Origin of the sequence: Luteimonas salinilitoris (genome assembly GCF_041300785.1) — a bacterium.
Classification (GTDB): Bacteria; Pseudomonadota; Gammaproteobacteria; order Xanthomonadales; family Xanthomonadaceae; genus Luteimonas; species Luteimonas salinilitoris.
Window position 1 is genome coordinate 176008 of sequence record NZ_JBFWIB010000008.1, and the last position, 21502, is coordinate 197509.

Below are 21502 nucleotides of genomic sequence, written 5' to 3' on the forward strand. Positions count from 1 at the left end.
ATCGCGCCGAGCTGGTGCTGCCGAGCAGGAACCCGCTGGAAGATATCGGCAACTCGACGAGCATCCACGCCGTGATCGCCGGCGGTCGCTACCCCGATCGCGCTCGACCGGACGCGATGTTGCGTGCGGTCGAGGAAGCGAACGACCGAAGGAGGTCGGTCTATATCAGCGCCTTCGGACAAGAAAAGGGCGGGGAACCGTCAAACGGATTCGCACAGCGGCTCAACTTGCTCCTCGGGCGAGTCGAGCCCGCTTGCGCAGGCAGTGCGATAACGATCACACAATCGCATCGCGGCGCGCAGCTTGCGACCAACGACTTATGGATGCCACCAACATGCCGTGCTAGCTTGCGCTCGGGAGGGTATTTCAGTTGGCCGACAAGCGTTCGCGCTTGGCGGCTCTTGCATATTTCCGGGAAATCGAATGTCCTACCCAACGCAGAAGCGCGATCCGCGCTCCCGTGCACGAAGCTACGCCTACCATCCGCCGCTGCCGCCGCTCTGGCAGCAATCCATCATCGACAACGCACGTCTCGAGGCCCGGCGCGTCGAGTCGCAGCGGCGCTTGAAGATGCTCTCGCTCTCCGTCGCAACCGCCGTGATGACGGGGGCGTTCGCACGGCCCGGCGCCGTGCATGCGGTCGACTACCAGGATACGATCACCGGCGTCGCCGACAACGATCGCGATGGCGGCAGCGGCGGTTACGACCCCGGCTACGACATCGTCGAGCAGGACGGCATGCTGCATTACCGGCTCGCCGACGGCGACAGCGTGGCGCTGGAAGGCGTCGATGGCGACGTGCGGGCAATGTCGATCACAAGCGGCAACCCGCCGGTGGTGCTCGACGTGGCCGGCGGCGGCTGGCTGGAGCTGTCGGCGATCCGCGGCGAGAGCAGCACCGTGGGCAGCGCGGTCGGCATCCTCAACGACGGCAATACGGTCACCGTCAACGGCAACACCAGGATCTCCACCAACGCCGACGACCTGGATTTCGGTACGGTCCGGGGTAACGGTGCGCAAGGGGTGATCGGCCGCGGCCGCAGCACCACGATCTTCAACGGCGCCACCGACATCCACGCCCGTACGCAGGGCCATGCGCGTGCGGTCTGGGCCGATAGAACCAGCACCATCATCTTCAACGGCCCGACCACGATCCTGGCCGAGAGCCGCGGCACGCTCGATGCGGTCTACAGCTTCGATGGCCGCATCACCTTCAACGGAGACACCACCATCTCGGCGCTGTCGATCTGGCCCAGCGACAACGCCCATGCGATCTACAACGACGGCGTCGGCAGCCGGCTGACGGTGAACGGCGACCTGTCGCTGACCACGGTCTCGGCGGGTTCGACCGCATTCGGCGTGCGCAACCAGGGGAACATGGAAGTCAACGGTGACACCACGGTCAATGTCGAGGGGCCCCGCTCCACGCACGGGATCGCCAACACGCATTGGCGGGCGCGGATGACCTGGAATGGCGACGTCGACGTGCGCGTACGCAGCGAAGGGCCGGAAAATGGCTACACGCCGTTCGGCAAGCCCTCCGGGCTCAGCAACGACCGCTCGCCCGGTGCGGTGATGACGTTCAACGGCGCCGTCAATGTCGATGTCGCCTCGGAGGCGGAAACCTACGGCACCGTCAACAGCGGCATCATCGACTTCACCTCGCCCACCGCACCGGTGTCGTTCACCGTCGCCGCCGCTTGCGACCCGCCCAACACCCCGAATTGTGACCGTGACGTGTACGGCGTCCGCAACTTCGGCACTGTCAACGTTGCCGGCGGCCTGACCGTGTCGACGACCGCGGCCGGCACCGGCGCTGCGTATTCGATCTGGAGCGTGCCGATCGACATCCAGGACGCCAGCGTCACCGTCAACCAGGCCGGCGGCCGCACCGTGCAGCTCGACGGCGACATCGCGACCGCGACCGACAGCGTCAACGGCAACATCGGCTCGGTCGATCTCAATTTCGACACGTCAGATTCCTGGCTGCGCGGCCTGGTCGGTGGTCTGCAGGGCGATGCCGGCTTCAGCGTCGGCAGGACCGACCTGGCGTTCTCCGACGGCGCGGCGTGGATTCCGCAGGGCACCGGCGCGCTGACGAACGATTTCGGTTCGGGCTCGCTGACCCTGGGCAGCGATGGCGCGATCGACATGGCCGGACACTGGGGCGACTTCGAGCCGGGTGCGGTGCCCGCGCACGGTTATCGGACACTGGTCGTCGACAGCAGTTCCGGCGACGCCGGGGTTGCCCTGGGCGACGGCGCCAGGTTCCAGCTGCTCAGCGACATCACCGGCCTGTCCGGCACGGCCACCGCCGACCGGATCGTGTTCGGCAGCGGCATCGCGGCGTTCTCCGCGACCGGTACGCAGAACGTCGCCATCGTCTACGACCCGGTGCTGGACGACACCTCCTGGGTCGACGCCGCGGTCCTGCGCGACGGCACCACGATCGAGGCCGCGGTGCCGATCGACATCGTCGACGCCAGCGCCGCCGCCAGCGGCGAGGCCGCGTTCTCCTCCGTGGCGGGCCTGGACCGCGAGTGGGGCAGCACCTTCGAGAATGCGCTGGTGCGTTTCGCATACACCCCGCAGGTGGCGTTGAGCGACGACGGCAGCAAGGTCGTGCTGACCGGCATCGCCATCCGGGGAACGGATGACGGTGGCGGCGACGATCCGGGCGGCGGTGATCCGGGTGGCGGTGATCCGGGCGGCGGTGATCCGGGCGGCGGCGATCCGGGTGGCGGTGATCCGGGCGGCGGCGATCCGGGTGGCGGTGATCCGGGCGGCGGCGATCCGGGTGGCGGTGATCCGGGCGGCGGCGATCCGGGTGGCGGCGATCCGGGCGGCGGCGATCCGGGTGACGGCGATCCAGGCGGCGGTGATCCAGGCGGCGGAGAAGACGGCGGCGGCGAGACCGGCGGCGGTGACGGCGGTAGCGGTGAAGGGACCGGTGGTGGTGACGGCGGTGGCGGTAACGGCGGCGACGGTGGTTCGGATACAGGCGGCGGTACGGGCGGCGGAGCCGTCGGGATCCGGCCGTCGGAAACCGTCCTGACGGCGGCCGAGGCCGTGGACAGCGCCGTCGAGCTGTGGAAGCTCGGCGAGTCCGGCGCGCTGCGGCGCGTGCAGGGTTTGGTGCGCGGCGGCGATACCGATCGCTCCGGCGTCTGGGCGCGGGTCGACGGCGGCAGGCTGACTGCGGATTCCGCGTACTCCCGCAGTCATCGCCAGGACTACAGCGGCGTGACCGCCGGTGCCGATCGCCGCTTCGCGCTCGATGCCGGCGCCAACTTCACCGGCGTCAGCGCGGGCCGCATCCGTTCGACCGCGGACTACGCGCAGGGCAGGGGCGAGCTGACCGGGACCACGGTCGGCCTCTACAGTACCTGGATCGCCGACGGCGGCGCCTACGTTCTCGTCGGGGCCGAAACCACTTCGCTGGAGAACCGGTACACGGCGCGCGATTCCACCGGTACCGACATCGCCGGGCGCTACCGGACCCGCGCGCGGCGGCTGCACGCCGAAGGCGGGTATCCGTTCCGGTTCGCGCAGTCCTGGTACGTCGAACCGCAGCTCGGCGTGTCCGTTGGCGTCGTCGACGGCCGCGAGCATGTGACCAGCAACGGCGTGCGCGTCGCCCACGACGACTACGACATCTCGTTCGCGCGGGCCGGCATCGCCGTCGGACGGACATTGCAGGGCCCGAGGCTGGGCGGCAGCGCGTACGTCCGCGCGTCCGCGCGGCACGACTTCGGCGACGATCCGCGCATCGCGGCTTCCCGCGACGGCGGCGGCATCGTTCCGGAAACCGCCGACCGTACCGGCACCGGCGGCGAGTTCGCGGCGGGCGCCGATCTTGCCGTCGGCGCACGCACCGGCCTGTTCTTCGAGGCATCGCGGGCGACCGGCACGGGGACCGAGCGCGACTGGGGCGTCCGGGCCGGATTGCGCTACAGCTGGTAACGCGTCGGCCTCATGAAGAAGCGCGTGCCCCGCGCGAGGCGGCGACCGGATCGGGAGATCGGGCGCGCGCGTCGTCTCCGGAGTAAACCACGGAGGCGAAGCGCCATGCGTGCGACGTCCCGTTCTGCGCCCGGCTTTTCCTCCCGATGCGATCCTGGTGCGGGCAGGACCCCTCAGGCCGTCGGGATCGAATAGCTGGAGCGATGCCCGAGCGCGGGCCGGTGCGCGGCCAGCCATGCGTCGGCGCGTTCGCGGCCCAGGGCGCACAGCGTCTGCAGCATCGCCGGGCGGGCGTCGAGCTTGGCCTTGCCGCCGGCATCGGCGAGCGATTCTCCGGGTTCGATCAGGTGCAGTCGCAGCGATTGCAGCCGTCTTCCGAGTGCGGTCAACGCCAATTTCCCCCGGATCGATTGCTGGCTCGTGGCCAGGGCTTCGAGTTCGCGCAGGAAGGTCGTCGAGAACGCCATCTCCATGGCGCGCTCGGCGATTTCGCGCGCGCTGGCCGGCAGGCGCGGCCGCTCCAGGGGCTGGACCAGGATGCACAGCAGGTCGCGCGCCCGCGCCTGGTAGACGAGCGGCGCGAGCGCCGGATTGCCGGCGTAGCCGCCGTCCCAGTACGCTTCACCGTCGATCTCGACGGTCTTGAACAGCTGCGGCAGGCAGGTCGACGCGAGCACCGCGTCGCGCGTCACCCGGTCGCCGTCGAAGAGCACCAGTGCGCCGTCGCGCACGCGCGTGGCCGCCAGGTGCAGCCGGAACGGCGGCGCCGCCCGCAGGCGTTCGAAGTCGATCAGTTCGTCGAGCAGGTCGGCCAGCGGATTCAGGCCGAGCGGATTGAACTGCGCCGGCGTCATGTGGCGGGCGAGTTCGAGCAGCCAGGCGCTACCGCCGACCGAGGCGAAGCCCCACGACGCCAGCGAGCCCTGCTCGCCGATCCGTTGCCAGACGCGCGCGAGCCGGGCTCGCGCGCCTTCGCGGCCGCCGTCGATCCAGCCGTGCGCGAACGCCACGGCGTTCACGGCGCCGCTGCTGGTGGCGCTGACCGCCTCGATCGCGATGCCGGGCTCCTCCAGCAGGCGGTCGAGCACGCCCCAGGTGAAGGCGCCATGGGCGCCGCCTCCCTGGAGCGCCAGCGTGATCTCGACGATCCGCGCCACCGGCGGGCCCGCTACGTCCCGACGGACGATGGTGCGGACCGGCCGTCGTCCCGGGCGGTGCGACGGCAGGGCGTCGCCCGGAACGGCATCCGGTCCGCATCGATGGGGTCGGTCGCGTCCCCGGTCACATCACATGCGCCATGTAGAGCAGATCCGGTTGTGTCAGCCGTTCGAACTCGGCGTACGGCATCTGCACCACGTCGGTGTGCGAACCGGCGTTGAACGCGATTTCATCCGTATCCGTGGCAAGGCGCGCGTCGACATACACCGGGACCCCGTAGAGATTGCCGAACGGCGGCATCGCGCCGAGTTCGCAATCGGCGAACACGTCCTTGAACTCGTCCTCGCTGGCGAGTTCGACTTCGGGTCCGCCCAGCGCACGCGACAGCCGCGTCAGGTCGACCCGGTAGGCGGCCGGCATCACCAGCATCGCCAGATTGCCGTCGACCTTGAGCATGACGGTCTTGGCGAAACTGCGGTTACCGACGTGCGCGGCATCGGCGGTCTGGCGTGCGGTGACGGTGCGATCGTGGGGGAGCGTGGTGTACGGGGCGTGGCGTTCGTCGAGAAAGCTGTGCAGGCGTGGGGAGATCATGGTCGCCTCCGTTGCGGCGCGGCCGCCATCCCGTGCAGCGTGCCGTGTGGTGGGCTGAATGCGCGCATCTGGCGTCGCATGACTGCTGCGTGCGCGCGCTCGACGCACCCGCAAGCGCAGCATACTCCCTGTTCCGGCAGCCTGCGGTGTCGGTTGCCCCGCGGGTGAGGGGCGTTTCCGGGTGGCGCCTGTGGAGCGCTGCCGCGGCACTTGGCGCTCCTTTCACGGTGCGGGCGGTATAAGTCGTATTCCTTTACGGAGGAACGCGAAATGAAAGTCAGCGAGATGATGACACGCAACGTCCGCCTGGCCTCGCCCGACCAGACCATCCGCGACGCCGCGACGGTGATGGCCGAACAGGACATCGGCAGCCTGCCCGTCGGCGACAACGACCGCCTGGTCGGCATGATCACCGACCGCGACATCGTCGTACGTGCGATCGCGAAGGGACGCGGTGCCGACACGCACGTGCGCGACGTGATGACGGAAGATATCAAGTACTGCTACGACGACGAGGACGCCGACCGGATCACCCGCGACATGGCGGACCTGCACCTGCGCCGACTGCCGGTGATCAACCGCGACAAGCGGCTGGTCGGTATCGTGTCGTTGGCGAACGTGACACGGATCGGCGACGGCAAGGCCGCCGAAACGGTGCTGCAGGGCGTGGCGCAGCCGCATTGACGGCGACGCATCAAAGCAGCTGAAGCCGTTGCGTCGCCGGATGATCGAGTTCATCCAGCCCCCAGTGTGGGAGCGACGGAAGTCGCGACGCCGCAGAGTCGCGACTTGATTCGCCGCTGCGCGGCTCGCCCCCGTATCGAGTACGCGGCAGGCTCTTCGGGCCGGCTTCGCCGTTGGCTCGCTACGCTCGGTTCGTCGCTCCCACAAGAGCGACACGGTAAGCTCCAGTGCCGAGGCGCGTGCGTGAACGCGCCCATCCACTGGAGATCGCCGGATGCCCGTTGCACCGACCCGCCGCCGCTTCGTCAAGGCCGCCCTCCTGGCAACGCTCGCGCCCGTGCTCGCCCGGGCGGCGGACACGCCAGCCGCGGCCGGCGGGTTCGGCCCGCAGTCGACGGCCGAGGAAGTCACCCGTGGGCTGGACCTCGCCGGCCGCACCGCGGTGGTCACCGGCTGCAACTCCGGAATCGGCTTCGAGATCATGCGGGTGCTGGCGTTGCGCGGCGCGCACGTCATCGGCACCGCGCGTACCGCGGAGAAGGGGCGTGAGGCCTGCGGCCGCGTGCAGGGCAGGGCCACGCCGGCGGTGCTGGAGCTGACGGATTTCGACTCGGTCGTCGCCTGCGCGACGCGGATCGAGCGGATGGACGTACCGGTCGACATGCTCGTCTGCAACGCGGGCATCGTGCTGGGCGAACACCAGCAGGTGGACGGGCTGGAGAAGCAGTTCGTGGTCAACCATCTCGGCCACTTCCTGCTGACCCATCGCCTGCTCGACCGGGTGCGCGAAGCGCCGCAGGGCCGGGTGGTGGTGCTGGGCAGCGGCGACCATCGCCGCGCGCCGCCCGGCGGGATCCAGTTCGATTCGCTTTCGGGCGAAGGCTGGCATGCGCGCGGCTACAGTCACTCCAAGCTGGCCAACGGGCTGTTCTCGCTGGAGCTGGCACGGCGCCTGCGCGGCACCCGCGCCACCTCCAACTGCGTCTCGCCGGGCCATGTCAGGACCAATATCCTGCGCAATGTCGGCAACGGCTACGGAAAGAATGCCCGCACCGTGCACCAGGGCGCCGCGACCCCGTGCTACGTCGCCGCTCATCCGGCATTGGCGGGCGCGAGCGGCGGGTTCTACAGGGACTTCGAGCCGGCGGAGCAGAGCGAACACCAGACCGATGCCGCGATGGCGGCGCGGTTGTGGGCGGTGTCCGAAGCGCTGACGCGCGCGTACCTGGGGTGACCGGCGCGCCGGCGCATTCGTAGCCTCCCTCTCCCGCTTGCGGGACGAGCCGGGGTGCGAAGCAGGGTTGGGGTGAGGATACGGCGAAGTCGCGATGGTTCAGACGCCTGCCGCTTCGCCGTACCCTTGCGGTGGGCCAAGGCCCATCCTATGCGGGTGATAGGGTGGGCCTTGGCCCACCATTACGGGAGAAGGGATTCGTCAACACCCGCGCAAAAACCGCCTAGCCGCCGCTGCGGATGTAGGCGTCCACCTCCTGCTCCAGCAGGGTCAGCGGCACCACGCCGGTGAGCAGGACGCGATTGTGGAACTCGCGCGGGTCGAAGCGCTCGCCGAGGGCGTCGCGGGCCTTGTCGCGCAGGCGGATGATCTCCAGCTGCCCGACCTTGTAGGACGTCGCCTGGCCGGGCATCACCACGTAGCGCTCGACCTCCGAGGGCGAGATGCCGTAGTCGATCGCCTGCTGGCGGGTCCAGCGCATCGCGTGCAGGCCGGTGTCGACGACCAGCCGGCGGGCGCGGAACAGCTCCGCATCGAGCTGGCCGAGCCGTCCTTCGGGATCGCCCTCGTACCAGCCTTCCTCGGCCGCCAGGCGCTCGGCGTACAGCGCCCAGCCTTCGCTGAAGGCGGAGATGCCGCCGAACGCGCGCGTCTGCCGGAACTTCGGCAGGTCGCGGTTCTCCACCGACAGCGCGATCTGGAAATGATGGCCTGGCACGGTCTCGTGGTAGACCAGCGTGCGCAGGCCGAATCGGGTCAGCCGGTCCTTGCGCAGCGGCATCTGGTACACGCCGGGGCGCGAGCCGTCGAGCGGGGGCGGGGTATAGCTGGCGGCGGCGCTGGCCCAACGGAACTCGGGATAGGGCCGGGCGACGACCGGTGTCTTCGGGCGGATGTCGAACAACGCGTCGGAGCGCCGCTCGGCGTCGCGGATCATGTCGTCGATGTCGGCCATGAGCTGCGCGCGGCCGGCATCGGTCTCGGGGTAGGCGAGGTCGGCCTTGAGCTGCTCGACGCGCGCTTTCACCGTGCCCTCGCTGCGGCCGAGCGAGCGCAGGATCTCGTCCATCTCGGCCTCGATCCGCGCCACCTCGCGCAGCCCGAGCTGGTGGATCTGCTCGGCGCTGAGATCGGTCGAGGTGAACTGGCGCAGGCGGTGCGCGTAGGCCTCGGCGCCGTTCTCGAAACGCCACAGCCCGGCATCGTCGGTGGCGCCGTCGAGCTGCGATTCGAGCAGCGCGATCGCCTCGCGCCAGGCCGAGTAGACGCCGTCGGCGACGGCGGCGGTGGCCTCGTCCACCAACGTCCGGCGCGCGGCCGCATCGAGATCATCGATCCCGTCGAGCCGTTCGGCGAAGGTGGCGACCAGGGGGTTGGCGGACGGCTCGGGCGAGATGAACTGCCGCATCTGCGCGATGGTGGCCTGCAGGATGAAACGCGGCGGCAGGATGCCTTTCGCGGCCAGGTCGCCGGCGCGCCGCGTGGCCTCGCCCATGCGCTCGTCGAACAGGCGCAGGCGGGCCAGGTAGTTGTCGGCGTCCTGCGCGCTGCGCACGGGATGCACCACGGTCATGAGGTTGGGCAGGCCGACGTTGGCGCCGCCGAACTGGTTGAGCGGGTACTGGTAGTCGCTGTAGCGGTCGCCCTCGATCCGGGTCCGCAGCAGCCATTCCAGCAGCTCGGCGGAGACGCGCTCGTCGTCGTCCATCGCCGCGCGGTCGAACGTCTCCAGTTCGGCCAGCCCGCGGCGGGCGAGGGCGATGGTTTCCTCGTCGAACTGCGCCGTCTGCGGCGTCAGCTGCCGGTCCATCGCGACCTGGGTCTCGCCCTCGAAATAGCGGCTGCCGGTCGCCGAGGACGGCTGCCGCAGCATCCATTCGTCGGCGAAGATCTCGAAGAAGGTCGCGATCGATTGCGCCTGCTGTGCGGCGGCTGCTTCCTGCGCATCGGTCGAGGGCGCAGTAGAGGGAGGCGCGGGGGCGCAGGCGGCGAGCAGGGCCGCGGCGGTGACCGCGGCAAGCCGCGACAGCACGGGACGGGAGCGATCACGATGGGTCACGGCAGTTCCTCGGTGGGGCGCGGCAGCCAGGGTACCGCCCCCGGCGCAGCGCCGGCGAGTCCTCTCCGGCATTCGCGGGCGCGCCATGCCCGCGGTGCCGACGGCGCCCGGGTTCGCCGCCAATGCAGCGTGCTGTTTCCACTCCGGATACGCGCGCACGCCAGGAAACGAGGCCGAACCTTCCTTTCCCGGAACCATCGCGAAACCCACGCTGTCAGATCTGGCAGGCCGCCATCCAGCAGGAGTCGCCGTTGAAATCGTCCGATCCTTCCCGGGCAATCGCGCCATGCGTGGGCCGGCACCATGGTTGACTGGTTCCAGAACCTCAAGAGCATCGTCACCCGTCATGAGCCGGGCGACGATCCCCACGCGCTGCCCCGGGCCGCCGCCGCGCTGATGCTGGAGATGGCGGTGGCCGACGACGGCGGCGAAGACGTCGAACTCGAGGTCGTCCATCAGGCGGTGCGACAGGCCTTCGGGCTCGACGCGAACGAACTGGACGAGCTGCTCGACCAGGCCCACCAGGCGAAGCGCCAGTCGGTCTCGCTGTACGAGTTCACCCGCCAGTTGCGGACCGGCCTGGCGCCCGAGCAGCGCGCCGAGCTGGTCGAGTGGCTGTGGCGGGTGGCGTACGCCGACACGCGACTGGGCATGCACGAGGAACACCTGGTGCGGCGCCTGGCCGACCTGCTGGCGGTGCCCCACCAGGAGTTCATCCGCCGCAAGCTGCTGGCGAGGGGCGGCTGAGCGCAGCGGAGATTCGAACGCTGTTCGACGGAAGCGCCGGCGCAGGGATTGCGATGCCGCCGCGGCAGACCGGCATCGTGGGAGATTCTTTCGAGGCGCCCAGGTCTCGCTCCGTCGGCGTGCCGTCAGCCGGCCGTGCCGGACCCGGCGCCGTACATCAGCGCATGCGAGATCTCGTCCGCCGCCTTGCGCAGCGCGGCGACGGCCGCATCGGCGCCGATCCGGGCCGGATGGCGCTCGATGAACGGGATGGTCAGCGCGCAGACGGCGTGGTCGTGCTGCAGCACCGGCGCGGACAGGTCGATCACGCCGTCGACCACGTCGCTGGCCGCGCGGGCATGGCCGCGCGCGCGTGCCTGGTCGGCGCGCTCGACGAAGCGTGCCCGGTCCAGTTCGGGCTCCGACTGCAGCAGCATCTGCAGCCAGCGCGCGCGGATCGCCTCGCTCTGGAACGCGAACAGCACCAGGCCCGAGGTGGAATGCGCGAGCGGGCGGCGATGCCCGACCCGGACCACCAGCCCGATGTCGCCGGGCGCGTCCACCCGCGCGATCACCACGATCTGCTCGCGCGAGGGCACCACCAGGTGGCAGGGCTGCTGGATCCGGTCGGCCAACCGGTGCATGACCGGCAGCGCCGCCTCGACCGCGCTCTTCACCGGCGGCTGTTCCATGCCCAGCATGAACAACCGGTTGGTCAGCGCGTAGCCGGACTCGCCGGGCGCGCGTGCGATGTAGCCGCGCTCCTCCAGCACCTGCAGCATGCGGAAGATCTCGCCCTTGGAGCGGCCGACGCCCTCGGAGATCTCGGTCATGTTCATCGGCGCCGACGCGCGCGCCAGCAGTTCCAGGATGTCCAGGCCCTTGTCCAGGGCTGGTGCCCGGTACTTCGGCATGTTGCTCGCGACCGTGCTCATGTCTCCAGCATCCTCCCCGCGGTGCGGTGCGTCTGTGGCGGCGGTGCATTCCGCAGCGCCGCATCCGCCTATTCTGTTCGACTTCGGGTTGCCGGTGTGTCCGCCGTGCGCCGGCCGAACGCGGCGCCCGGCCGGGCGCAACCCGAGGGCATGCCGCGCTTTCGATCCGCACGAATCCGCGACCGGCGTTTCAGCATATATGAAATCAAACTTCATATTTGCATGTCGGGGCGGCCGCCACTATGCTCGGATCCGGGCGCATGCGCCCGCACGAATCGGTTCCGGCGCGGCACACCTTGGGAGGGGTAGGGCATGCAATATCGTCAGCACGCGGCTGCGGGCGCGGCCGCGGTCACCGGCGCCGCACGCGTCGCGATCGTTCCGCTGATCCTGATCGTCAGCCTGTTCTTCCTGTGGGGCGTGGCGAACAATCTCAACGACATCCTGATCAAGCAGTTCAAGAAGGCGTTCGAGCTGTCGGACCTGCAGGCCGGGCTGGTGCAGAGCGCGTTCTACCTGGGGTATTTCGTCTTTGCCCTGCCGGCGGGCATGTTCATGCGCCGCTTCGGCTACAAGGGTGCGGTGGTGACCGGCCTGGCGCTGTATGCGGCCGGCGCGTTCCTGTTCCTGCCGGCGGCGCAGATGCATACCTACGGACTGTTCCTGCTGGCGCTGTTCGTGCTGGCCAGCGGGCTGGCGTTCCTGGAAACCTCGGCCAATCCGCTGGTGACGGTGCTCGGTCCGCCGCAGGGCGCGGCGCGACGGCTCAACCTGGCACAGGCGTTCAATCCGCTCGGCGCGATCACCGGCGTGCTGATCGGCCGCTACTTCATTTTCTCCGGGGTCGAGCACACGCCGGAACAGCTGGCGGCGATGGCGCCGGCCGCACGCGAGGCCTACCTGGCCTCGGAGTCGGCGATGGTGCAGGGGCCGTATCTGGTGATCGGCATCATCGTCGCGCTGTGGGCGTTGCTGGTGCTGTTCACCAGATTCCCGCGCATCGACGAGGGCGCCGACAGCGGCAGCGGCTTTTCCCACCTGGGCAAGCTGCTGCGCAACGGACGCTTCGTGTTCTCGGTGATCGCGCAGTTCTTCTACGTCGGCGCGCAGGTGGGCATCTGGAGCTATCTGATCCGCTACGCCCAGGACGTGGTGCCCGGCACCCCCGAGCGGACCGCCGCCGATTTCCTCACCGCCTCGCTGGTGCTGTTCATGATCGGGCGCTTCGTCGGCACGGCGTTGATGCGGCGGGTGGCGCCGACGCTGCTGCTGGCGGTGTTCGCCGCTGTCAACGTGGTGCTCGCGGCGGTGGCGATCGCGGCGCCAGGAACGGTCGGGCTGTACGCGCTGGTCGTGGTGAGCTTCTTCATGTCGGTGATGTTCCCGACCATCTTCGCGATGGGCCTGGACCGGCTGGAGGACAACGAGCGCAAATTGGGTTCGTCGTTGCTGGTGATGGCGATCGTCGGCGGCGCGGTGCTGACCGCGGCGATGGGGCTGACCTCGGACCTGTTCGGTATCCATTGGGCCATGGCGGTGCCGCTGGCCTGCTTCGTGGTGATCCTGGGGTTCGCCTGGCGGTATCGGAAGGTGGAGGCCGTTGTGTGAGTCGAGCGGGGTGGTTGTTGCCCCGAAGGGAGAGGGGCTAAACACGGCTGCTTTCCCGCTCCCGAGTTGCTCCGAGTTACCGGCTCCGGTCCTTATCTCACCACGGACTGCCGTCCGCCCGCAGCAGGATGTCGCGGTTCACGGCGCGTACGTCGGTCTGGCCGGTCAGGGCCATGCTCACGTCCAGTTCCTTGCGGATGATCTCGAGCGTGCGGGTCACGCCGGCTTCGCCCATCGCGCCGAGGCCGTAGAGGAAGGCCTTGCCGATCAGGCCGCCGCGCGCGCCCAGCGCCAGGCCCTTGAGCAGGCTCTGGCCGCTGAGGATGCCGCCGTCGAACAGCACCTCGGTGCGGTCGCCGACCGCATCGACGATCCGCGGCAGCATGTGCACCGACGCCGGCGCGCCGTCCAACTGGCGGCCGCCGTGGTTGGACACGACGATCGCGTCGACGCCGGCGTCGGCGGCCAGGCGCGCGTCCTCGGCGTCGAGGATGCCCTTGACGATCAGCTTGCCCGGCCACGACGCGCGGATCCATTCCAGGTCGCGCCAGTTGAGCGTCGGGTCGAACTGGTCGGCGATCCACTGCGCCAGCGTGGTCAGGCTGTCGGCGCCGCGGATGCAGCCCTCCAGGTTGCCGAACGAGCGGCTCGGCGCGCGCAGCACGCTCCATGCCCAGCGCGGCTTGCCGGCGATGTCCAGCAGGTTGCGCAGGGTCAGTTTGGGCGGCACGGTCAGGCCGTTCTTGATCTCGCGGTGGCGCTGGCCCTGCACGGTGAGGTCGACCGTCAGCATCAGCGCCGGACACTGCGCGGCGGCGGCGCGCTGGATCAGCTCGCGGGCGAAGCCGCGGTCGCGCATGACGTAGATCTGGAACCAGAACGGCGTGTCCACCGCGGCGCGCACCTGTTCCAGCGAGCAGATCGACATCGTGCTCAGGCAGAACGGGATGCCCGCCTTGGCCGCGGCGCGCGCGCCGTGGATCTCGCCGCTGCCGCACTGCAGTCCGGTCAGGCCGGTCGGTCCGATCGCCAGCGGCATCGACACCGGCTGCCCGGCCAGCGTGGTCGCCAGCGAGCGCCGGTCCACGTCGACCATCACCCGCTGCCGCAGCCGGATCGCCTCCAGCGCGGCGCGGTTGTCGCGCAGGGTCAGCTCGTCGTAGGCGCCGCGGTCGGCGTATTCGAAGAACGCGCGCGGCACGCGCCTGCGCGCCAGTTCGCGCAGGTCGAGGACGGTGGTGATGGGTTCCATGGCAGTCCCTCTTTGCTTCGGTCGTCCGCAGTTGCCGGCACTCGTCTCGAAACGCGTTTTTGCCACGGATTGGCGCGGATGAACGCGGATGGAGCATCAGGAAGGGACGAAACTCCGGTTTCCTCCAACGTATCCGCGTGTATCCGCGCCAATCCGTGGCGAATGGCTTTTATGGGACGGGATCTACTCAGATACCGGAGGATACCGGCAATTCTTCCCGCTCCTCGCGCCACACCCGCCCTTCCGGGAACAGATGCTCGCGCACCGATTCCCCGTGCATCTCCGCGGAGAAGCCGGGCGACATGGGCGCCAGGTAGCGGCCGTCGCGGATCCGCACCGGATCGACGAAGTGTTCGTGCAGGTGGTCGACGTACTCGATGGCGCGGTCGTCCATCCGCCCGCTGATCGCGATGAAGTCGGCCATCGCCAGGTGCTGCACCAGTTCGCACAGGCCGACGCCGCCGGCGTGCGGGAACACGCGCACGCCGAACTTGGCCGCCAGCAGCAGGATCGCCAGGTTCTCGTTGACCCCGCCCACGCGCGCGGCGTCGATCTGGATCAGGTCGACCGCGCCGGCCTGCAGCAGCTGCTTGAACATCACCCGGTTGTGGGTGTGCTCGCCGGTCGACACCGGCACCGGCGCGATGCCGCGGCGGATCGCGGCGTGGCCGAGCACGTCGTCGGGGCTGGTCGGCTCCTCGATCCAGGCGAGATCGAACGACGCCAGCCGCCGCATCCAGGCGATCGCGTCGCCCACGTCCCAGCGCTGGTTGGCGTCCACCGCCAGCGCGATGTCGGGACCGATCGCCTCGCGCGCGATGCGGCAGCGGCGCACGTCGTCCTCCACGTTCAGGCCGACCTTGATCTTGATCGTGCGGAAGCCGTCGGCCACCGCCTCGCGCGCCAGCCGCGCCAGCTTCTCGTCGGGATAGCCGAGCCAGCCCGGCGAAGTGGTGTAGGCGGGGTAGCCCTGTTCCAGCAGCTGCGCCGTGCGTGCCGCCCGGCCCGGTTCGGCGGCCCGCAGCAGCGCCAGCGCCTCGTCCGGCGTCAGCGCATCGGTGAGGTAGCGGAAATCGACCAGGCCGACGATCTGCTCCGGCGTCATCTCCGCGATCAGCCGCCACACCGGCTTGCCGGCGCGGCGTGCGGCCAGGTCCCAGGCGGCGTTGATCACCGCGCCGATGGCCATGTGCATCACGCCCTTCTCGGGACCGAGCCAGCGCAGCTGCGAATCGTCGGTGAGGCTGCGGGCGAAGCCGCCGAGGTCGTCCACGACCGCATCGACCTCGCGCCCGACCACCAGGTGCGACAACGCCTGCAACGCGGCCGTCTGCACGTCGTTGCCGCGGCCGATGGTGAACACCAGGCCGTGCCCGGCGAGGCCGGACGGATCGTCGGTGCGCAGCGTCACGTAGGCGGCGGAGTAGTCCGGATCCGGATTCATCGCGTCCGAGCCGTCGAGCTGGCGCGAGGTCGGGAAGCGCACGTCAAAGGTGTCGAGCGCGACGATCCTAGCCATGGGCGATCACTTCCTGGCGCTGCCGGCCCAGGCCCTCGATCTCCAGTTCCATCACGTCGCCGGGCTTCAGGTACGTCGGCGGATTCAGGCCAAGGCCGACGCCGGGCGGCGTGCCGGTGCTGATGATGTCGCCCGGGTGCAGGCTCATGTAGCGGCTGATGTAGCTGACCAGCTGCGCAACGCCGAACACCATGGTGCGGGTGCTGCCGTCCTGGTACGGATGGCCGTTGACCCACAGCCGCAATGCCAGATCCTGCGGGTCGGGCACCTCGTCGCGGGTGACCAGCCAGGGGCCGATCGGGCCGAAGCCGTCGCAGCTCTTGCCCTTGACCCACTGCCCGCCGTGCTCGAGCTGGAACGCGCGCTCGGAAAGATCATTGACTACCAGGTAGCCGGCCACGTGCTCCAGCGCGCGCTCCACCGGTACGTCACGGGCGACGTCCCCGATCACCACGCCCAGTTCCACTTCCCAGTCGCTCTTCTCCGAACCGCGCGGGAGCGCCAGGCGGTCGTTCGGCCCGGCGATCGCGCTGGTGGCCTTCATGAACAATATCGGCTGCTCCGGCACCGGCATGCCCGACTCGGCCGCGTGATCGGCATAGTTCAAGCCGACGCAGATGAACTTGCCGACGCGGCCGACCGCGGCGCCGAGGCGCGGCGCACCGTCCGCCTTCGGCAACATCGCCGGGTCGAGCGTGCGCAGCCGCGCCAGGCCGTCGGCGGTCAGCGCCTCGCCGGCGATGTCGTCGACGAGGCCGTCGAGGTCGCGGATGGCGCCGTCGGCATCGAGCAGGCCGGGCTTTTCATGGCCGGGTTCTCCGTAACGCAGCAGTTTCATGCAGGGCGGTCCTGGGAATGTGGGGATGGGATGTTCAGTTCGACCAGCCGCCGTCGATCACGTGGATCTGGCCGGTAGTGAAGGACGATTCGTCGGAAAGCAGGTACAGCACCAGCGCGGCGATCTCCTCCGGCGCGCCGAGCCGGCCCATCGGCTGGCGATCGACGAAGCTCTTCCACACGGCGTCCGGATCGCCGCCGAGCGCAGCCACGCGTTGCGCCAGCGACGGCGTCTTCACCGTGCCCGGGCAGACCGCGTTGCAGCGCACGCCCTGGGCGACGTAGTCGGCGGCGATCGCCTTGCTCAGGCCGATTACCGCGGCCTTGGTGGTGCCGTAGGCGAAGCGGCCGGCGACGCCCTTGATGCTGGAGGCCACCGACGACATGTTGACGATGCTGCCGCCGCCGCGTTCCAGCATGCCCGGCAGCACTGCGCGGCACAGCCGGTACATGGCGTCGACGTTGATCGCGAAGCTGCGCCGCCAGGCGTCCTCGTCGCAGTCGAGGATGCTGCCCTGGTGCACGTAGCCGGCGCAGTTGAACAGGCCGTCGAACGGCTCGCGCGAAGCGATCAGCGCTTCGATCGCCTGCGCGTCGGTCACGTCCAGCCGCGCGGTGTCGATCGCGCCGTCGCCCGCGTCCGCGGCCAGGCGCGCCAGCGCCGTCTCGTCGACGTCCACCGCCAGCACCCGTGCGCCCTCGCGCGCGCAGGCGAGCGCGCCTGCGCGACCGATGCCGGCGCCCGCCGCGGTGATCAGGATGCGTTTGCCGGACAGGCGTCCGCTCATGTCGTGTCTCCGTTCGTGTCTTCTATATATGGAACCCATCTGAAAAGCATTTCTTTGCCGCGGATCGACGCGGATAAATGCGGATGAAGCATCGAACAGAGGGGGGAGATCTCGGTCTTGCTTCGATGCATATCCGCGTTATCCGTGTTGATCCGTGGCGAATGGTTTTTCATGAGACGAATTCCAGCCCGTAAAGGATCGCGGCGTTGCCGCCGAATATCCGTGCTTCGGCTTCCGGTGCATGCCGGCGGACCAGGTCGCGCGCCAGCGCCAGCCAGCCGCCGTAGTCGCCGCACAGGTTCAGCACCGGCCAGTCGCTGCCCCACAGCACCCGCTCCGGGCCGAAGCAGGCCAGTACGTGCGTGACGTAGCGGTCGAGCGTTCCGGCGTCGGCGCCTTCGCCGGCCTCGCTCGGCAGGCCGGACAACTTGCAGTACGCGCCGGTGTCGCGGGCCAGCGCGGCGATGTCCTGCGCCCAGCCGTCGAAGCCGCCGCCGGCGATGTCGGGCTTGCCGGCATGGTCGATCACCGCGCGCAGGTCGGGGTGGCGCAGCAGCCGCGCATGCAGCGGAGCCAGATGTCGCGGCCGCACCAACGCATCGAACACCAGGCCGTGCCCGGCCATTGCCGCGAACGCGGGGTCCAGGTCCGGCCGCGCCAGCCAGCCGGGATCGGCGATGTCCTGCACCATCGGCCGCAGGCCGCGCAGGCGTCCCTCGCCGCGGGCAGCCAGTGCGGCGATCCGCCGCGGCGCGTCGGCGGCCTCGAAATCGCTCCAGCCGACCACGCCGGCGATGAAGGCGTGGTCGTGCGCCAGTCGCAGCAGGTAGTCGGTCTCGGCCTCGGTGGGGGCGGCCTGCACCAGCACCGTCGCGCGCACGCCGTGCGCGGCGAGCAGCGGTTCCAGGTCGGCCGGTCGCCAGTCGCGGTACAGCGCGCCGGCTTCCGGCGTCAGCCAGCCGTAGTCGCCGCGGTCGAGCCGCCAGAAGTGCTGGTGCGCGTCGATCAGGTGCATGCCGGCGTCGGCGCCTCCGCTGCCAGCAGGCCTGCCGCGCGCAGCCGCGGCCACAGTGTCGATGGCACTTCGGCGTGCATGCGCGCAGCGGCGCTGCACGCTTCCTCCGCGTTGCGCATGCCGGCCACGACCGTGGCCACCGCCGGGTGCGCCAGCGGAAACTGCAGCGCCGCCGCGCCGGTCTCCACGCCCTCGGCGGCGCACAGGTCGTACAGGCGCTGCGCGCGCGCCAGCGTGTCCGGATCGACCGGGCGGTAGTCGTAGGTGGCGCCGGGCCGGCGCGCGTCGCCGAGCAACCCGGAGTTGTAGGGCCCGGCGACCAGGATCGATACGCCGCGTTCGCCGGCGAGTGCCATCAGCCGTGACGAACGTGCCTGTTCCAGCAGGGTGTAGCGGCCGGCCAGCATCACGCAGTCCAGCGGGAAGCGCGGCAGCACCTCCAGGCACACGTCCTCCTCGTTGACGCCCAGGCCGATCGCGCGACAGGCGCCGGACGCCTTCAGTTCCGCCATCGCCGGCAGCGCCTCCTCCAGCGCCTGCCGCAGCACTTCGGGATGGCGGTCGCCGTGGGTCAGGCGGCCGATGTCGTGCAGCAGCAGGATGTCGACGTAGTCGGTGCGCAGGCGGCGCAGGCTGGTTTCGAACGCGCGCAGCACGCCGTCGCGACCGTAGTCGAACACCGCGCGGCGGCCGGCCACGGCGAAGCCGTCGCGGCCTTGCGGCGCCGCGGCCTCGTCCTCGATCCGGCGCCCGGCCTTGGTGGAGATCACCAGCTCCGCGCGCGCCTGCCCGGCCAGTGCGTCGCCCAGCCGCGTCTCGCCCAGGCCGTAGCCGTAGTAGGGCGCGGTATCGAAATAGCGGACGCCCGAAGCCAGCGCCGCCACGACCGCGCCCTCCGCCTCGGCGGCGTCCACCGGTGCATACAGGTTGCCGATCGGTGCGCCGCCGAAGCCGAGCACGGTCGGTGCGACCACGCCGCCGGCGATCCGGCGCCGGGGCAGGGCGACGCCAGGTGCCGGTGCCGGCACGGCCGAATCCGGGCCGCCGGGGGCCGGGCCAGCCGTCTTGTGCATGTTGAACTCCGCGGATTGTTTCGCCAGTAAAATTTACATCCATATTTAAGACAGGCAAGTTGCACTGCAGCATCCGGGTGGCATGCCGGGCAGGCGGCCTGGCGTGTCCCGGCACTCGGCCGCCGGGTTGGCGCGCGCGCGCGGATGTCTCCATATCCAGGGCGCGGCACCGCCGGCAAGGCGGGAAGGACGCGCCGCGGGCCGCGGAGGCGAGGCGTGGAGCCCGTTGGCTACCATAGTGCTCCCGCACAGGAGCCTCCGCATGACCCAGGGCAGCCAGCATTCGGCCGACGACCCGCGCAACGCCGACATCCGGATTTCCGTCAACGGCGTGCTGAAGCACCGCGACCAGGCGGTGGTCTCGGTGTTCGACAGCGGCTTCGTGCTCGGCGACGGCGTCTGGGAGGGTTTCCGCGTGGTCGGCGGCCATCCGGTCTTCCTCGAGGCGCACCTCGACCGCCTGTACGAGGGCGCCCGCGCGCTCGCGCTCGACATCGGGCTCGACCGCGCCGGGCTCACGCGCGCCATCTACGACACCCTCGACGCCAACGGCATGCACGGCGACGGTGTGCATGTGCGACTGATGGTCACCCGCGGCGTCAAGCGCACGCCGTATCAGGACCCGCGCGTCACCGCCGGCCCGGCGACGATCGTGATCATTCCCGAGTACAAGACGCCGTCGGAGGACACCGCACGGCGTGGCCTGTCCCTGTTCACCGTGCACGTGCGCCGCGGCCATCCGGACGTGCAGGATCCCAAGCTCAACTCGCACAGCAAGCTCAACTGCATCACCGCCTGCATCCAGGCCTATACCGCCGGCGCCGACGAGGCGCTGATGCTCGATCCGCATGGTTTCGTCGCCACCTGCAATTCCACCCATTTCTTCATCGTGCGCAAGGGCGAGGTGTGGACCTCGAACGGCCAGTACTGCCTCGGCGGCATCACCCGCGGCAACGTGATCGCGCTCTGCCGCGACGCCGGCATCCCGGTGCAGGAGAAGTCCTTCAGCCTCACCGACGTCTACGGCGCGGACGAGGCCTTCGTCACCGGCACCTTCGCCGGCGTGGTGCCGGTGCACACCATCGACGGCCGCCGCATCCGCGACGATCGCGGGCCGACCGTCGAACGCCTGCAGGCCCTGTACCGGGAACTGGTGGCGCGCGATGCCGCCGGCCGCCGCCGGCCGGAGTGAGAAAACAGGATGACCGAGCCGCTGCGCATCGCCATGTGGTCCGGACCGCGCAACATCTCCACCGCGATGATGCGCGCGTGGGAGAACCGCGCCGACTGCGCGGTCAGCGACGAGCCGCTGTACGCGCACTACCTGGCGTACACAGGGCTCGACCATCCGGCCCGCGACGAGGTGATCGCCGCCGGGGAGACCGACTGGCGCAGGGCCGTCGACGCGCTCCTCGGCCAGTCCCCTGAGCGGAAGCCGGTCTGGTACCAGAAGCACATGACCCATCACCTGCTGCCGCACATCGAGCACGGCTGGATCGCGCGGCTGCGCAACGTGCTGCTGATCCGCGACCCGTACGAGGTCGTGGCCTCGTACGTGAAATCGCGCGCCACGGTGGCCGCCGACGACATCGGCCTGCCGCAGCAGGCCGTGCTCTACGACGAACTGTGCGCGGCCGGCGAGGCGCCTCCGGTCGTCGATGCCGGAGACTTCCTGCGCGCCCCCGAGGCGCACCTGCGCGCGCTGTGCGACTGGCTGGGCATCGCCTTCAGCGAGCGCATGCTGCGCTGGCCGCAAGGCCCGCGCAGCAGCGACGGGATGTGGGCGCCGCACTGGTACGCGAGTGTCCGGAAGTCCACCGGCTTCGCGGCGCCGATGGCGCGCGAGAACGTACTGTCCGGCGAGGCCGCCGCCGTCGCCGAGGCCTGCCGGCCGCACTACGAGCGTTTGCGCGCGCTGCGCCTGCGCGTCTGACCCGCCGCGGGCAACCCGCTGTGGGAGTGGGGGGGGGGGGGGGGGGGGAACCCCCCCCACCCCCCCCCTTTAGCCCCCCCCCCCCCCCCCCCCCCCCCCCCGCACCCCCCCCCCCCCCCCCCCC

General features: G+C 70.2%; 17 protein-coding genes. 7 read left to right on the forward strand and 10 right to left on the reverse strand.

What is annotated here, in order from left to right; genetic code table 11:
• Positions 1-423: 423 nt before the first annotated feature.
• Positions 424-3963, forward strand: a complete 3540-nt coding sequence (locus tag AB5T46_RS13505; RefSeq protein WP_370564513.1) for an autotransporter outer membrane beta-barrel domain-containing protein — start codon at positions 424-426, stop codon at positions 3961-3963.
• A 173-nt stretch (positions 3964-4136) separates the two neighbouring features.
• Here the strand turns inward: AB5T46_RS13505 and AB5T46_RS13510 are convergent, their stop codons facing one another.
• Both AB5T46_RS13510 and AB5T46_RS13515 read right to left on the reverse strand, forming a co-directional pair.
• On the reverse strand, positions 4137-5120 hold the full coding sequence (locus AB5T46_RS13510; protein WP_370564514.1) for a patatin-like phospholipase family protein: 984 nt from the start codon (positions 5118-5120) through the stop codon (positions 4137-4139).
• Positions 5121-5244: 124 nt separating this feature from the next.
• Positions 5245-5715 carry an aminoacyl-tRNA deacylase gene (locus AB5T46_RS13515; protein ID WP_370564515.1) on the reverse strand — a complete coding sequence of 157 codons (471 nt, stop codon included), beginning with the start codon at positions 5713-5715 and terminating at the stop codon, positions 5245-5247.
• Between the two features lie 270 nt (positions 5716-5985).
• Between AB5T46_RS13515 and AB5T46_RS13520 the strand changes: the two genes are divergently transcribed.
• On the forward strand, positions 5986-6399 hold the full coding sequence (locus tag AB5T46_RS13520; protein WP_370564516.1) for a CBS domain-containing protein: 414 nt from the start codon (positions 5986-5988) through the stop codon (positions 6397-6399).
• 274 nt (positions 6400-6673) lie between these two features.
• On the forward strand, positions 6674-7633 hold the full coding sequence (locus AB5T46_RS13525; RefSeq protein ID WP_370564517.1) for an SDR family NAD(P)-dependent oxidoreductase: 960 nt from the start codon (positions 6674-6676) through the stop codon (positions 7631-7633).
• Between the two features lie 223 nt (positions 7634-7856).
• Here the strand turns inward: AB5T46_RS13525 and AB5T46_RS13530 are convergent, their stop codons facing one another.
• The gene (locus AB5T46_RS13530; RefSeq protein WP_370564518.1) at positions 7857-9692 is read right to left on the reverse strand and encodes a DUF885 domain-containing protein; all 1836 of its coding nucleotides are present in this window, start codon (positions 9690-9692) and stop codon (positions 7857-7859) included.
• A 303-nt stretch (positions 9693-9995) separates the two neighbouring features.
• Here AB5T46_RS13530 and AB5T46_RS13535 point away from each other — a divergent pair, with 303 nt between their 5' ends.
• Positions 9996-10439 (forward strand): tellurite resistance TerB family protein, encoded by a 444-nt coding sequence (locus AB5T46_RS13535; RefSeq protein ID WP_370564520.1) that lies wholly within the window; start codon positions 9996-9998, stop codon positions 10437-10439.
• A 125-nt stretch (positions 10440-10564) separates the two neighbouring features.
• Here the strand turns inward: AB5T46_RS13535 and AB5T46_RS13540 are convergent, their stop codons facing one another.
• Positions 10565-11353: an IclR family transcriptional regulator gene (locus AB5T46_RS13540; protein ID WP_370564521.1), complete on the reverse strand. Its 789-nt coding sequence runs from the start codon at positions 11351-11353 to the stop codon at positions 10565-10567.
• 312 nt (positions 11354-11665) lie between these two features.
• Between AB5T46_RS13540 and fucP the strand changes: the two genes are divergently transcribed.
• Positions 11666-12961, forward strand: a complete 1296-nt coding sequence (fucP, locus tag AB5T46_RS13545) for an L-fucose:H+ symporter permease (RefSeq protein WP_370564522.1) — start codon at positions 11666-11668, stop codon at positions 12959-12961.
• A 97-nt stretch (positions 12962-13058) separates the two neighbouring features.
• Here fucP and AB5T46_RS13550 read toward each other — a convergent pair whose 3' ends face one another.
• The 6 genes from AB5T46_RS13550 to AB5T46_RS13575 all read right to left on the reverse strand — a co-directional run bounded on the left by AB5T46_RS13550 (position 13059) and on the right by AB5T46_RS13575 (position 19445).
• The gene (locus tag AB5T46_RS13550; RefSeq protein WP_370564523.1) at positions 13059-14213 is read right to left on the reverse strand and encodes an alpha-hydroxy acid oxidase; all 1155 of its coding nucleotides are present in this window, start codon (positions 14211-14213) and stop codon (positions 13059-13061) included.
• 187 nt (positions 14214-14400) lie between these two features.
• Positions 14401-15732: an L-fuconate dehydratase gene (locus AB5T46_RS13555; protein ID WP_370564524.1), complete on the reverse strand. Its 1332-nt coding sequence runs from the start codon at positions 15730-15732 to the stop codon at positions 14401-14403.
• Positions 15725-16570 carry a fumarylacetoacetate hydrolase family protein gene (locus AB5T46_RS13560; protein WP_370564526.1) on the reverse strand — a complete coding sequence of 282 codons (846 nt, stop codon included), beginning with the start codon at positions 16568-16570 and terminating at the stop codon, positions 15725-15727. The genes AB5T46_RS13555 and AB5T46_RS13560 overlap by 8 nt, the downstream gene beginning before the upstream one ends.
• Before the next feature lie 34 nt (positions 16571-16604).
• Positions 16605-17357, reverse strand: a complete 753-nt coding sequence (locus AB5T46_RS13565) for an SDR family oxidoreductase (RefSeq protein WP_370564527.1) — start codon at positions 17355-17357, stop codon at positions 16605-16607.
• A 169-nt stretch (positions 17358-17526) separates the two neighbouring features.
• Positions 17527-18372 (reverse strand): amidohydrolase family protein, encoded by an 846-nt coding sequence (locus AB5T46_RS13570; protein WP_370564528.1) that lies wholly within the window; start codon positions 18370-18372, stop codon positions 17527-17529.
• Positions 18363-19445: an aldo/keto reductase gene (locus AB5T46_RS13575; RefSeq protein ID WP_370564529.1), complete on the reverse strand. Its 1083-nt coding sequence runs from the start codon at positions 19443-19445 to the stop codon at positions 18363-18365. Before AB5T46_RS13575 ends, AB5T46_RS13570 begins: the two co-directional genes overlap by 10 nt.
• 262 nt (positions 19446-19707) lie before the next feature.
• Between AB5T46_RS13575 and AB5T46_RS13580 the strand changes: the two genes are divergently transcribed.
• Together AB5T46_RS13580 and AB5T46_RS13585 are read left to right on the forward strand one after the other, a co-directional pair.
• Positions 19708-20637, forward strand: coding sequence for an aminotransferase class IV (locus AB5T46_RS13580; protein WP_370564530.1), 930 nt, complete (start codon positions 19708-19710; stop codon positions 20635-20637).
• Positions 20638-20646: 9 nt separating this feature from the next.
• Positions 20647-21378, forward strand: a complete 732-nt coding sequence (locus AB5T46_RS13585; RefSeq protein WP_370564531.1) for a sulfotransferase-like domain-containing protein — start codon at positions 20647-20649, stop codon at positions 21376-21378.
• Positions 21379-21502: the final 124 nt, after the last annotated feature.